This is a genomic window from Mycoplasmatota bacterium (genome assembly GCA_018394295.1).
Taxonomy (GTDB): domain Bacteria; phylum Bacillota_I; class Bacilli_A; order Haloplasmatales; family Haloplasmataceae; genus JAENYC01.
Window position 1 is genome coordinate 636,681 of sequence record CP074573.1, and the last position, 13,762, is coordinate 650,442.

Below are 13,762 nucleotides of genomic sequence, written 5' to 3' on the forward strand. Positions count from 1 at the left end.
TATTCAAATTAGTTGCATATTTAAAACGTACTGTTATAATTATGCTGTATTTAAGAAAGAAAGAAAAAAATACAATAAAGAAAAATATAAAGGAGGAAAAAATGTATAAATGTGTAAAATGTGGATGTGAAGAATTTGAACAAGATCAAATGAGAGCTACAGGTGGGGCATTTGCTAAGATATTTGATATCCAAAATAAGAAATTTGTGACGGTATCATGTAAAAAGTGTGGCTATACTGAGATTTATAAGAAAAAAGGTAGAGCTATTTCTAATGTAGCTGATTGGTTTATTGGTTAATATTTGAATATATTACCAAAAATGGTGATTTAAAAGGTATTTTTTATTTTATATTCAAATATATTGCATTTTAAAAATGTATTGTTATAATTAGTTTGTGAAAAAAATAATTAATTGGAGGTTAAGGATGTTTTCTTTAAATTTTAAAAAGGATTGGCGAATGAACAAATCAATGTTAATTAGTTTCTTCGCTATAACACTTGTATTTTTTGCGGTAAATGCTATATTTTATGGATTATTGAAGTGGGGATCTTTCAGTGGTAGTACATTTAATATTTTACTTGGTATATGGGGAGTTCTAGCAAGTCTAGCAACATTATTAGGGACCATTCTAGTAATTGTTTTAATGTATTTTGTATTAAAAAATGACTTAGGTAAAACAAAAATTCAATACTCTATATTTACACCACAATCATTATTATCATGGTACTTACCAAAAGTCTTGTTTGTATTTATAGTTCAAGGATTATTTGGGCTTATCAATTTAGGATATACTTACTTTATCTTTGATATAACAAATCCTACTTTACCAGCTGCAGATCAAACTCATTTTAATGTATGGGATAATATAACTTCATTATTAACTCAAACATTCAACTTCGGATTCTTTGCGTTAATGGCATTATGTATGGCATTATATTATTCTTTTAGAAAAAAAGGTAGAGCATGGACGTTTATTGTTATTGCTGTATTAATTTATTTTGTTGGTAATATATCTTACCCAATTTATCAACAAATACAAGAACAAGTAAATCATGTTAAATTTGATAATATTCCAACAATGGTTATACCATATGTAATTAAAAATGTTATTGGTTTAATTTATGCGTTTATTTCACTTTATCTATTTGATAAGAAAATAGAATACTAACAGGAGGGAAAATAATGATAAAAATTGAAGGTTTATCTCAAAAATTTGGAAATAAAGTTGCTGTCGATAATGTAAATTTAGATATAGCTGATGGTGGAATTATTGGTTTAATTGGACCTAATGGTTCTGGAAAATCAACCATTATTCGCTCAGTTATGGGGATATTGAAACCAACTTCAGGTAGAGTATTAGTTGATGATCAATTAGTGGACCGTAAAATAAGTGAAAAAATCGCTTATATGTCAGATGTGAATGATTTATATTTACCTACAGTTCAAGATAATATAGATTACTTTACACAATTGTACAAAGATTATGATGTAGATTTAGTGATGAATATTATTTCTAGTCTTAATATTGATTTTAAAATGAATGTTAAAGGTTTATCTAAGGGTCAATGTGTCATTATTCGTTTCGCATTAACTGTAGGAAGAAAAGTTGATTATATCTTATTTGATGAACCATTAAGTGGTTTAGACCCAGTATTCCGCGAAAGTTTCATCGATCGTTTAATGAAATTCCGTAAGGATAATCCAAAAGTGACAATTATCATCACATCACATATGCTAAATGAAATTCAAGATTTATTAGACCATGTTATCGCAATTTATTTTGCGGAAATATTAGCTTATGATACTAAAGACAATATTTTAAAAGATAATACAGATTTAGAAACATGGTTTAAAGATCAATATGTAAAAGCAGGTATTACATTCTAGTAATCCTTTGCATAAAAATATCTCTATTTTTAATAGAGGTATTTTTTTATATAATGAAGTTTATTTTCATAAACTTAGTTATGAAAAGGTATTTTACTTATGATACTATAAGCAGGCTATCTATAGAATATCTATTGAAGGAACTTATTAATTAAGATATAATGAAATTAACCAATATAAAAAAATTTCAATTAGTTTGTTTATGTAAACAAAATAATCTATAATAACATTAATTTTTCATTTATCAGATTCAAGCAGTATATAAATATAACTAAGGAGGAAACAAAATGAATGTTATTGAAGTTAATCAATTAACAAAGTATTATGGGAGTGAAAGAGGGATTATTGATGTTAGTTTTAATGTCAAAGAAGGTGAAATATTTGGATTTATTGGACCTAATGGTGCTGGAAAATCCACTACGATTAGAACCTTATTATCTTTAATTTATCCAACTAGTGGTAGTGCCACTATATTTGGAAAAGATTGTGTTCTATATGCTCCTGAGATTAAAAATGAAATTGGCTACCTTCCATCAGAAGTTTTCTATTATGATAAAATGAAAGTTATTGATTTATTAAACTATTCTGCCAGTTTTTATAAGAAAGACTGTCGAAAAAGAATAAAGGATTTAGCGGAAAGTCTAGATTTAGATTTAAATAGAAAAATTGATGATTTATCATTTGGAAACAAAAAGAAAGTAGGGATTGTCCAAGGGCTATTACATGAACCAAAATTGATTATATTAGATGAACCAACCAGTGGTTTAGATCCACTGATGCAGGAAAAGTTTTTTCAAATATTGAAAGAAGAGAATAAAAAAGGCGCGACTATTCTTTTCTCATCACATATTTTAAGTGAGGTACAAAAATTATGTGATCGAGTTGCGATTATTAAAGATGGAACAATTATAAAAATAGAAGATATGAAAAAGTTAAAAGAAGATAATTATAAACGTATTAGATTAGAAACGAATATCACAATTAAAAAAGATTTCTTTAATATGGAAGGAATTACAGATTTCAATATTAAAGATAATATCATAAGTTTTCTTTTCAAAGGAGATATAAATTTAATCACAAAAAAAATTGCGGAAATAAATATTAATAATCTCTTAGTAGAAGAACCAAATCTTGAAGAAATCTTCATGCATTATTACAAGAAAGGAGAATAATATATGAATATTTTTCGCCAAGAGTTTAAGTCAAACTTAAAATCAACAATTATTTGGACTATTTCAATTGTTGGTCTAATTGTATTATATATGTCCTTATACCCAGGGTTTGCTAAAGATGCCCAGATGGTTAAAGATATGATGGCTAATTTACCAGAACCGGTTAGAAAAGGATTAGGATTTAATCCTGATTTATTTCTATCAATACTTGGCTTTTATTCATTTACCTTTTTGTATATCTTACTATTAGGATCAATTCAAGCAATGAATTTAGGGATATCTATGTTGTCAAAAGAAACTAGAGAAAAGACAGCTGATTTTCTTTTAACAAAACCTGTAACGAGGGAACAAATTGTTACTGCTAAGCTTTTATCTGCATTAACCTCTCTTATTATTACCAATATAGTATTTATTGTGGTATCTTATTTTACGATTGAACTCGTTAAAATAGATGATTACAAGTTCAATATTTTTCTGATGATTTCAGTAACCTTGTTTTTTGTACAATTATTATTTATGTCGCTTGGATTTATTTTGTCCGTCCTAATCTCTAAAATAAAATCAGTGATTTCAATTTCGTTGCCAATTGTATTTGGGTTTTTCATTATTAGTATGTTAGGGTCTGTAATTGGCGATGAACTAGTTAGTTATATTACACCTTTTAAATATTTTGATAGAGAACATATTATTTTTCATGGAACTTATGAAACTTCATATATCATTTTAGAGTTAGTTATCATCATTGTTTCAATAATAGCTACTTATATCGTCTATCACTTTAAAGACATTCATTCTATATAAAAAGGAGGGAAAATGATGAATATATTTTTAATAGAATTAAAAGCAATTCGTAAATCACTTATATTTTGGTGCTTAGGAATGGTTTTTATGGTATTTGCTGGAATGAGCAAATATAAAACCTTTGATTCAACCGGCGTATCAATTAATGAGATGATGAAAGATTTTCCTAAATCAGTCACAACCATTCTTGGATTAGGAAATTTTGATTTAACAAAGGCTAGTGGATTTTATGGTGTGTTATTTCTTTATTTAATTATTATGGCAACCATTCATGCTGTCATGCTAGGTGCGAATATTATTGCTAAAGAAGAACGTGATAAGACAGCAGAGTTTTTATTTGTTAAACCGATTTCAAGAACAGATGTGATTACCGCTAAATTATTAGCCTCTTTAGTGAGTATCTTTATTTTAAATATAACGACTTTATTATCATCAATCATTATTGTGAATAGTTATAGTAATGAAATTGGTGTTAATGGTGATATTACCATATTAATGTTTGGAATGTTCATTTTACAATTAATTTTTCTTTTTTTAGGAACTATGATTGCTGCTTATAGTAAAAATCCTAAACTTGCAATGTCAATTTCAACAGGAATCTTATTACTAACTTTTATCTTATCTGTTATTATTGATATGACAGAGAAAATTAATTTCTTGAAATATTTTACTCCATTTAAATATTTTGAAGCTAAAAATTTAATGGGTGGAGGGAATCTAGATATTATTTTTGTGTTAATATCTTTTATATTAGTAGGTATTTTCATTTATTTTACTTATGTTTTTTACAAAAAAAGAGATTTAACAATCTAAGAATAACTTAAAATAATAATATAAAGAATAATTTAAAGGAGTATCTATGATTTATATTACTGTAGGAATATTTGGAATAATTGGTGCATTAATTCGCTATTATTTAGGCGTTACAATTAATACATGGTGGGTCTATTCATTTCCTTTAGGAACCTTAATCATTAATTGTCTTGGAGCGTTAATTCTAGGTTGGTTTACTTATTCTATCACAAAATCAAAATGTCCTGAATGGTTTCGTTTAGGATTTGGTGTTGGTTTAATTGGTTCATTCACAACCTTTTCTACCTTTAGTGTTGAAACCCTTACTTTATTAAATAGTGGATTGATTTTTTATGCTTTTATGTATGTCTTATTAAGTTTATTAGGTGGTTTGTTCTTTTCTTTGCTAGGATATAAAATATCTTTGCACATGAGAAAAGGAGTGGGAATAAAACATGCTGATTAATGGTCTCTATATCGCAATAGGCGCTTTTTTCGGTGCAATTAGTCGCTTTGTTGTAAGTAAAAAAGTCAAACACAAAATACATTCAAAATTCCCTTTTGGAACGATATTAGTCAATTTACTTGGTTCATTTTTATTAGGTCTATTATTTTCCTTAAAAATGAATGATTCGATATCTTTACTGCTCGGAACTGGATTTATGGGTTCATTTACTACGTTTTCGACCTTTCAAGTCGAGAGTTTAAAACTTGGTCTTGAAAAAGAGTGGAGTTTATTGTCTAAGTACCTACTACTTAGTTATGTTTTGGGGATTACCTCTGCGTTCATGGGTTTTATAGTAGGAAAACAATTTTAATTATAATAAATTTTAGTGAAGGGTTGGAAATTAGATGGAGAAAATTTATCCAAATTGTTTTAATATAATTCCAGTACCAACAGAAGAAGGATATCTTGTCTTTCGTTGTAATGAATGCGGTGAAAACTGGCTTTATCAAGTTAAACAAAAAGAATTAGATGAAGTCAAATGTCCTTACTGTGGTAGACTAGATACATTGAATCATTATTATGAGTATGCTTATCAAGATAGTATGGAATATTACCATATGATAGCTTTAAAGAACCTTTTATCACTTATTAATGTTGAAGTAGATCTTAATGAAATAAAGAATGGAAGGTATAAAGTACAGTTTATGAATGTCAAAGAACCTAATGAAAGTGAAATGAATCATTATGTTACTCTAGCATATCAAGAACTAAAAAAACGTTTAGAAGAAAAAACAATTGAAATCAAAACGAAAATACCTATACAGGTTCAAGATATTGTTGATTTAGATGGATTTACTGAAATTAAAACCACTTGTTGTAATAAACCTTTAAAAGTAAAAGTAGATAAAAAAATCCATCATTGTATATATTGTAATAGTGATTTAAAGTAAAAGTTAGAATCTATATTAATGTTGTGGGCTAATACATTTAATTATTTATATTTGTATTAGCCTTTTTTTGCATGAATAAGTCATATTAATAATATATTTTATTATTGAGATTTGAGGTGAATATGTGTGAATAATACTTCATTTTATAAAAAATCATCATTACTGATTTTAGTTAATTTAACAACCGGTTTACTTAGTTTTTTATTTTCTGTCATCCTATCACGTAAGATAGGTGCCGAAGGGATGGGATTATATAGTTTAGTTTTACCGATTAGCAGTTTACTATTAAGTATAATATCTGGTGGGTTACTTGTTGCTGTATCTAAAGTTGTGGCTGAATATCATGCAAAAAAAGAAATGAATAACCTGCATAAATGTATAAAAATTACAATCATATTTAATTTAATATTCTCATTTATTATTATTTTTTTCGCTTATCTACTATCTTATCAAATTAGTATTTATATTGTTAAAGATTCAAGAACAGTGTATGCCTTAAGGTTTATTTTTATTTCCATTATTTGTATGACACTATCTAATACCTATAAAGGTTATTTTTATGGAAGGACAAATGTAGTTGTACCTGCATTTATTGATATTATTGAAAAAGCAACCCGGATAATATTATTACTTTTTTTATTTAAATTAAGAGTAATATCAACCATTACAGAATCTATAACAACTGCTTATTTAGTTTTTTTTATTGGTGAATTTGTTTCCTTAATATTACTTTATATATATTATCAGCTAGATCAGAAGGAAAAGCCCCAGAAGAAGGAAAAAACAGAAGATTTCATACAATTACTGTATAATATATTTTCAATTTCTTTGCCACTGATGATGACAGAATTAATTTCTTCTTCGCTTTTTACCATATCCTCACTCTTATTACCTAGAAGACTATTAAAAGCAGGATTTCCTTATAACGAAGCACTTTCTCTTATCGGTCGTTTTATAAGTATGTCCATGCAAATTGTCTTTTTTCCAATGATAATAATTTATTCTATTTCAGCGATATTAATTCCTGACCTATCAAGTAATATCAGTAAACAAGATTTTTATACTGTTGAAAAAAGGGCTTCTCAAGTCATTAAAATCTCCTTTATATTAGGAATATTTGTATGTATGGTTTGTTTGTTATTTGGTGATGGATTAGGAAGGATGGTATTTAAACGTAATGATTTAGGAAATTATATTCGGTTTATCGCATTTAGTGCACCATTTATTTATTCAGGACAAACAGCGAGAGGGATTTTAAACGGGTTAGGAAAACAAAAAGTAATCCTAAAATATTCGATTGTAATTTCATTTCTACAAGTAATTTTACTTTATTTTTTAGTAGCGATACCTAGTATTAATATTTATGGATTCGGAATCACATTGATATCAACAACATTTATCTCATTATTTATCTATATAAAGGAAATTAAAAAAGTTATTCATTTAAAATTATAATAAAAATAATAAATGCTTCAAATATTACTTTATTCGAAGCATTTATTTACTACAACATCTACATAGAAGAAGTAAAAGGCATATTCCAGTAATTACCCAACACCAAGGGAAAAAACAATATCGTCTACAAGTATAACATCTTCTTCTGTAAGGATATCCATACCATGGTCTAAAACGTCGGTAATATTGATATCTTTGAAAAACACAAAATCTTCTCCACATCGTACCACCTCTTTATTACTATTATATGTTTTAAATGGTATTTGAATTGTGTTTATTACTAGGATAAATGGGATTTAATATATAATCTTGTATTTATAATTAGGTGTTTAGGTAAGAATAAGCCGTTCTCTTTCTTCTAGATTATTTTAGATACATCCAAATAATATTCCTAATACTACACCAGCTGAAAATCCACGAAATCCATGGCAGCCACAAGGAAATCTACGATGAGGTCTATATCTATGGTGACATGGTCTACAACATATTGGACGACAAATACAACAATTTCTTCCATGTCCATAATAAGGCATCTTATCACCTCCAGTGTTTTTATATATTAATATATGTTCTATCTAATATTATAGCGTGTATACATCACCTTAAATATACGTAAATAATCTAAATATAACAGGTACATTCAGGGAGTTTGTAGTTTTTTATATGTTAATAAAAAAAAGGTAATCTTCATAATTACCTTAAAAGACTATCGCTTAAATAAATTTCTAAGCACATTTCCAAAATTAAATAAATTAGGTATTTGATTGTTAATTGGATTAAAATTAGGTTGATTTTGATAAGGATAATTGTAATAAGGGTTTTGAGGATTAAATTGATTTTGATTAGGATAATTATAATATGGATTTTGAGAATTAAATTGATTTTGATAAGGATAATTATAATAAGGATTTTGAGGATTATAATGGTTTTGATAATGATTATTATAATAAGGATTTTGAGGATTATAATGATTTTGATAAGGATTATTGTAGTAAGGATTTTGATTCATATATGGGCCTTGCTGATAGGGATTCAAGTAAGGATTATTTGGTTGATTAGGGAAAAAACCATTATTTCCACCCAAAAATTGTTTAACCATTCCAACACCACTTAATAATGATTGAATGGTTCCAATATTTTTTAGTCCAAATGAGAGTAAATTCATATTATCACCTTTTTCAATTATTCACCTAATATAAAGTATGAGAAATAAATTGAGATTGTAAGGACAATTGTATTGAATATTTTAGTGATTATTAAAAATATCAAGTTATTTTATATACAATTAACGGCATTTAAAATATAATTATCTTAGTATAATTTAGATTGGAGATTCACTATGTATAATAAAAAATCTATTGAAAAAGTTGAAAAATCAATTTTTGAAGGTCCATTTAAAAAAGTTGTAAATGATTATTGTTTATCGAATATACCAGGTACAATATTAAATAATTTTGGAATATCTAGTGAGAAGCAATTACCTGTAGATGTTTTTGGGAGTAAATATAAAAAATTTGATAAAGTGGTTTTATTTGTGGTCGATGCCTTAGGTTATTCTGCTTTTGAACGATATTATCATCACTCAAAGTTTTTAAGAAAAGTTGTGAAAGAGGGTGTTGTTTCAAAATTGACTACGCAATTTCCTTCAACAACAACAGCGAATGTGACAACATTTCATTCAGGGATTCCAGTAAGTCAAAGTGGTGTCATTGAATGGTTTTATTATGAACCATTAATTGATGCGGTTTATAGTCCCTTACTATTTAAAAAAGCAAAAGAGGATGATATATTAACCGTAGAAGCTAGTAGTCTATTACCAAATAAAAATCTGTATCAAAAGTTAAATGTCGCAAGTTATGTCTTTCAGTATCATTTATATAATGAAGGACCTTTTGGGAAACAGATGCAAAAAGGGAGTCAATCGATTGGATTTAAGAATTTAGAAGATGGATTAAATCAGTTAAAAAAGGTATTACAAAAAGATGAAAAATCGTATAGTTATTTTTATCATTCTGATTTCGATTCCATTTCACATCAATATGGACCAAATGCGTTAGAAACAGAAGAATCCTTCATTTCAATATTTAAGTCATTCGATCAATTTTTTGAAGATGTCTCAAAGATGGATTTTAAAAACACCCTTTTTTTATTGACAGCTGATCATGGTCAAACAACAGTTATTAAAGAAAATGCAGTTTATATAAACCTAGAATATCCTGAAATCTTACCCTATCTAAAAAAGAACAAAGCAGGTGAATATATTATCCCTTGCGGGTCATTTAGAGATTTATTTTTACATGTTGAAAAAGACCATATAGATTATGTCTGTGCTTTTCTTAAAGAAAAATTAGATGGGAAAGCAGAAGTTTATCCTGTAAAGGAAATCATTCAAGCAGGTATATTTGGTGAAGAAAAACCATCACAAAAGTTTTTAGAACGAGTAGGTGATATTGTTATCTTAGCCTATCAAGACCAAGCGATTTGGTGGTATGAGGAAGATAAATTTTATGTTCATCACTTAGGAATGCATGGAGGATTAACGAAAGAAGAATTAGAAATTCCTTTCTTAGTTTATCCTTGTGAATAAAGAGGAGAGATGAAATGAGTAAATTATTCGCTCTAATTGGTTTTATATTTTCGATTATCTTTTTTTCAATGGTTTTAGGAAGTGCTTTGAATAGACATGTTTGGACAGATTGGGTCAATGTTGTTTTGACTTTTATGATTACGCTATTTTTTGCTTATTTTTTAAGATATAGAAAATAAATTTTCCTTGTAGATTCTATATTATATATTAATTAAGATATAATGATTTATTCTTTATTGAATAACTTCTTTATATCTTTTTTATTCAAATAACAAAATTTGAAAAAGTGTTTTAAAATAACATTTAAGTAAAATAATAATGATGGAAAGGATGATTCCTATGAGTTCATATAAAAAAGTATCACGAATATTAACATTGGTTTTACTAGCTAATCTTTTTATAGCGATTATGAAATTGGTTGTGGGATATCTGGTTAAAAGTGAAAGTATATCCGCTGATGGATTACATTCACTGACAGATTCAACCTCAAATATTATTGGACTTATTGGAATTCGGATAGCTTCTAAACCAGCGGATACTAAACATCCTTATGGTTATAAAAAGTATGAATCCTTATCAGGCTTATTTATTGGAGTTATGCTTATTTTTGTAACTGTAAAAATAGTTTGGGGAGCTATACAATGGTTTTTTAATCCCTATCAACCAAATATTACAATTGTAAGTTTAATTGTGATGATAATTACTTTAATAATTAATATTACTATATCTTCGATTGAATATAAAAAAGCGAAAGAGTACAATAGTGCTATTTTATTATCAGATTCAATGAATACTCGAAGTGATATCTTAGTATCATCAAGTGTATTAATAACCATAATCGCAATCAAACTAGGCATATCACCTATAATTGACCCAATATCATCATTAATTGTCGCAGCAGTTATCGTCTATGCTTCAATTGAAATTTTTAAATCAACGACGGATGTACTTGTAGATAGAAGAGTTTTAAATCCTGAAAGAATAAAAGAAATTGTTTTGGCTTTTCCTGAAGTAAAATTTGTAGATAAAATAAGGAGTCGTGGAAGAAAAGATGAAATTTTTATCGATTTACATATAAAAATTGACCCTGATATGCATATAATGGAATCTCATCGATTAAATCATGAGATAGAAGAAAAATTAAAAAATGAATTTGATACTAATATTTCATTAATTGCGCATTTAGAACCAAGTGATAAATAAATGGTTGAAATAAAGTATTTAATTAAATGTTAATGCATAAAATATAAGCAAATGTCATATTTATAATATAATTTGGAGAAAGGATTGATAAAATGAAAGCTTTAGTAAATAAAGATACGTGTATAGGATGTGAACTATGTCCTTCTATTTGTCCTGACATATTTAGAATGGATGATGATGGCTTAGCTGTAGCTGAAGATACTGAAATTTCTGATGAATTAATGTCAGAAGTTAAAGAAGCAGAAGATTCTTGTCCTGTTGCTGCAATTACAATTGAAGATATGTAAAATTTATTACTATAAGTAAAAAAGATTTACGAAATTCGTAAATCTTTTTTATTATTCAAAATAAACTTTTCAATAACTTGTACAATTCCATCTTCATCATTAGAAGAAGTAATGTATTTAGCCTTATCTTTAACTGGCTTACATCCATTTCCCATTGCAACGCCTAAACCAACTGCCTCAATTAAAGAAATATCATTATATCCATCACCACAAGCAATTACTTCATTTTTATCAATATTGAGCTTTTTTAATAAAATAGATAAACAATTTCCTTTATTAATCCCTTTTGGCATGCATTCAATGAAGAAAGGCATAGACCTTGAAATAGATAATTGGTTTTGATACATGGCTTTAAGTTGTATTTCAACATTAGCTAAATGAGTTGGTTCTCCTGTCATTAAACATTTTACACTGGTTGTTTTAAGTGCATCTTTAAAATTATCAACTTGATTAATTACTAAGTCATTAATTTCAGATTCAATTTGAATGTATTGGTCATTATCTTCTGTTAAGATAGATTGATCATTATAGGCTAATAGAGAAGTATTGAGTAGTCTTGATTTATCATATAGTTCTAAAATCGTATTCATATCTAAATAGGAGTCAAAAATGAGTGAATCATCTTTCATATCAATAATTTGTCCTCCATTATACGCTAAAAGATAACCACCATATTTCTTTAATTGTAATATTTTGCTTGCTTTAAGTAATCCATGCATGGGTCTTCCTGAAGCTAAGATTACTTTTATTCCTTTTTCTTGAATTTTGATTAACATATTTTTTGTTTTATCAGGTATTTGATTTTTAGAGGTCATTAAGGTACCATCTAAATCTAATACAATGGCTTTATAAGTCATTATGATCACGTTCCCTTTCTACACATAAATCTTATCATATAACATTTTTACAAAAAAGAAAAGACATTTTATAAATTTACTATTATATTCTAATGATAAAATCCCAATGAACAATAAATAGTCAATAAAACCTATAATAGAAACACAAAATATGTTATTATAAATAAAAAATAAAGGGAGGAGAAGAAAATGATAAAAAAAGAACTTCCTATATTAGAATTCGATGAAAGTAAAGTAGCACATATAGAACCAAGAATTAAATCTAAGGTTTCTGTTCCTAATAGACTTGTTATCACTTTCTTTCGTGAAGTCATTGAGAAATTAGTAGAAGATAAAAAAATTTCTCCTTTAACAGGTTTGCAAGCAGAAGATGGAGAATTAGTGATTTATAAATATGTAGATTACGATTGTTTAATTATCCAAGGAAAACTAGGAGCACCTGCATCAGCGGGATTGAATATCGATTATATTAAAGGTAAGACCTGGACAACGGATGCCTTTTATAGAGAAACCAAAGAGAAAATAAAACTTAGAAAAGAAGAGGGATGTGTAATTGTTGAAATGGAACAATCAGCTCTCTTGGCTGTTTCGCAATTTAGAGGAATAGAATATGGAGCAATTATCTATGGTGGTGATGATTTATCTAGAGCAGTTTGGGATAATAGAGAGTGGCAATCAAGAACAGATGTAAGAACCAATTTAATAGATATTTGTCGTGAGATTGTTTTAAAAATGTAAATATTGTAAAATCCAAAGTTTTAAATAATTAAAAGATGTTATATAAGAAAAATATAACGTTTTTTTGATTTATTTAGATATTACAGGATGAAATCATTAAATTGTTTTAACACCTCATCATTTTCTTCAAAGAATACTACTAATTTACGAATTGCTTGCAAGGTATCTTGACTTAATGTGTGTTCGATTTTCTCTGCCTCTTCTATTAAATTTCCTTTAATATCTAATATTTTAAGAAAGTGTTCAACACAATTATGCCTATCTAGTAAAGCTTTTCCGAATTCTTCGCCTTGAATTGTTAGTTCAATCGTTCCATATTCAACATGTTTAATTAATTTTTTGTTAGATAATTTTTTCAACATATTGGATACAGAAGGAGGTTTAACATGAAGGGCATTTGATAAATCATTTACACGTGTGTATTTAGTGGATTGACAGAGTCTATAAATCATTTCTAGGTAATCTTCTTCATTAGCTGTTAATGCATTTTCTTTCATGTATTCGGAGAATGTATAAAAGCTATCTTTAACCATTTTTATCATTCCTTTATTTAAACTATTAAATACTATGCTAAATAATCTAG

At 27.2% G+C, this 13,762-nt stretch carries 19 protein-coding genes; 15 read left to right on the plus strand and 4 right to left on the minus strand.

All coding sequences use genetic code 11. The annotated features are described in order from the left end of the window. Window positions 1-41 precede the first annotated feature (41 nt). The 10 genes from KHQ81_02710 (at window position 42) to spoVB (ending at window position 7,507) form a co-directional block, all read left to right on the plus strand. Window positions 42-299: a zinc ribbon domain-containing protein gene (locus tag KHQ81_02710; GenBank protein ID QVK18643.1), complete on the plus strand. Its 258-nt coding sequence runs from the start codon at window positions 42-44 to the stop codon at window positions 297-299. A 127-nt stretch (window positions 300-426) separates the two neighbouring features. Continuing rightward, a complete protein-coding gene (locus KHQ81_02715) occupies window positions 427-1,170 on the plus strand; it encodes a hypothetical protein (protein ID QVK18644.1) in 744 nt (247 codons plus the stop codon). A 14-nt stretch (window positions 1,171-1,184) separates the two neighbouring features. Then, entirely contained in the window at window positions 1,185-1,889 is a 705-nt protein-coding gene (locus KHQ81_02720) for an ABC transporter ATP-binding protein (GenBank protein ID QVK18645.1), read from the plus strand. 287 nt (window positions 1,890-2,176) lie between these two features. Continuing rightward, window positions 2,177-3,061 carry an ABC transporter ATP-binding protein gene (locus KHQ81_02725; GenBank protein ID QVK18646.1) on the plus strand — a complete coding sequence of 295 codons (885 nt, stop codon included), beginning with the start codon at window positions 2,177-2,179 and terminating at the stop codon, window positions 3,059-3,061. Between the two features lie 3 nt (window positions 3,062-3,064). Next, complete coding sequence (locus tag KHQ81_02730) at window positions 3,065-3,862, plus strand: ABC transporter permease subunit (protein ID QVK18647.1); 798 nt, start codon at window positions 3,065-3,067, stop codon at window positions 3,860-3,862. A 15-nt stretch (window positions 3,863-3,877) separates the two neighbouring features. After that, on the plus strand, window positions 3,878-4,675 hold the full coding sequence (locus KHQ81_02735; protein QVK18648.1) for an ABC transporter permease subunit: 798 nt from the start codon (window positions 3,878-3,880) through the stop codon (window positions 4,673-4,675). A gap of 46 nt (window positions 4,676-4,721) precedes the next feature. Beyond that, entirely contained in the window at window positions 4,722-5,120 is a 399-nt protein-coding gene (gene crcB / locus KHQ81_02740) for a fluoride efflux transporter CrcB (GenBank protein QVK18649.1), read from the plus strand. Next, window positions 5,110-5,472 (plus strand): fluoride efflux transporter CrcB, encoded by a 363-nt coding sequence (gene crcB / locus KHQ81_02745; GenBank protein ID QVK18650.1) that lies wholly within the window; start codon window positions 5,110-5,112, stop codon window positions 5,470-5,472. Before crcB (KHQ81_02740) ends, crcB (KHQ81_02745) begins: the two co-directional genes overlap by 11 nt. A 34-nt stretch (window positions 5,473-5,506) precedes the next feature. Continuing rightward, a complete protein-coding gene (locus KHQ81_02750) occupies window positions 5,507-6,052 on the plus strand; it encodes a hypothetical protein (GenBank protein ID QVK18651.1) in 546 nt (181 codons plus the stop codon). A 120-nt stretch (window positions 6,053-6,172) separates the two neighbouring features. After that, on the plus strand, window positions 6,173-7,507 hold the full coding sequence (spoVB, locus tag KHQ81_02755; GenBank protein QVK19532.1) for a stage V sporulation protein B: 1,335 nt from the start codon (window positions 6,173-6,175) through the stop codon (window positions 7,505-7,507). 368 nt (window positions 7,508-7,875) lie between these two features. Here spoVB and KHQ81_02760 read toward each other — a convergent pair whose 3' ends face one another. Further along, window positions 7,876-8,040: a hypothetical protein gene (locus KHQ81_02760; GenBank protein QVK18652.1), complete on the minus strand. Its 165-nt coding sequence runs from the start codon at window positions 8,038-8,040 to the stop codon at window positions 7,876-7,878. Window positions 8,041-8,213: 173 nt separating this feature from the next. Continuing rightward, a complete protein-coding gene (locus KHQ81_02765) occupies window positions 8,214-8,672 on the minus strand; it encodes a hypothetical protein (GenBank protein QVK18653.1) in 459 nt (152 codons plus the stop codon). Window positions 8,673-8,846: 174 nt separating this feature from the next. Between KHQ81_02765 and KHQ81_02770 the strand changes: the two genes are divergently transcribed. The 4 genes from KHQ81_02770 to KHQ81_02785 all read left to right on the plus strand — a co-directional run bounded on the left by KHQ81_02770 (window position 8,847) and on the right by KHQ81_02785 (window position 11,584). Then, window positions 8,847-10,094: an alkaline phosphatase family protein gene (locus KHQ81_02770; protein ID QVK18654.1), complete on the plus strand. Its 1,248-nt coding sequence runs from the start codon at window positions 8,847-8,849 to the stop codon at window positions 10,092-10,094. Window positions 10,095-10,108: 14 nt separating this feature from the next. Then, window positions 10,109-10,273 carry a hypothetical protein gene (locus KHQ81_02775; GenBank protein QVK18655.1) on the plus strand — a complete coding sequence of 55 codons (165 nt, stop codon included), beginning with the start codon at window positions 10,109-10,111 and terminating at the stop codon, window positions 10,271-10,273. 142 nt (window positions 10,274-10,415) lie between these two features. Beyond that, entirely contained in the window at window positions 10,416-11,297 is an 882-nt protein-coding gene (locus KHQ81_02780) for a cation transporter (GenBank protein QVK19533.1), read from the plus strand. A gap of 92 nt (window positions 11,298-11,389) precedes the next feature. Further along, window positions 11,390-11,584 (plus strand): ferredoxin, encoded by a 195-nt coding sequence (locus KHQ81_02785; GenBank protein ID QVK18656.1) that lies wholly within the window; start codon window positions 11,390-11,392, stop codon window positions 11,582-11,584. Between the two features lie 26 nt (window positions 11,585-11,610). Here the strand turns inward: KHQ81_02785 and KHQ81_02790 are convergent, their stop codons facing one another. Continuing rightward, window positions 11,611-12,441, minus strand: a complete 831-nt coding sequence (locus KHQ81_02790) for an HAD family phosphatase (GenBank protein ID QVK18657.1) — start codon at window positions 12,439-12,441, stop codon at window positions 11,611-11,613. A 189-nt stretch (window positions 12,442-12,630) separates the two neighbouring features. On the opposite strand from KHQ81_02790, the gene KHQ81_02795 reads away from it, so the two are divergent. Next, window positions 12,631-13,179: a hypothetical protein gene (locus KHQ81_02795; GenBank protein QVK18658.1), complete on the plus strand. Its 549-nt coding sequence runs from the start codon at window positions 12,631-12,633 to the stop codon at window positions 13,177-13,179. Window positions 13,180-13,259: 80 nt separating this feature from the next. On the opposite strand, the gene KHQ81_02800 is transcribed toward KHQ81_02795, so the two are convergent. Further along, window positions 13,260-13,712, minus strand: coding sequence for a metal-dependent transcriptional regulator (locus KHQ81_02800; protein ID QVK18659.1), 453 nt, complete (start codon window positions 13,710-13,712; stop codon window positions 13,260-13,262). Between the last annotated feature and the right edge of the window lie 50 nt (window positions 13,713-13,762).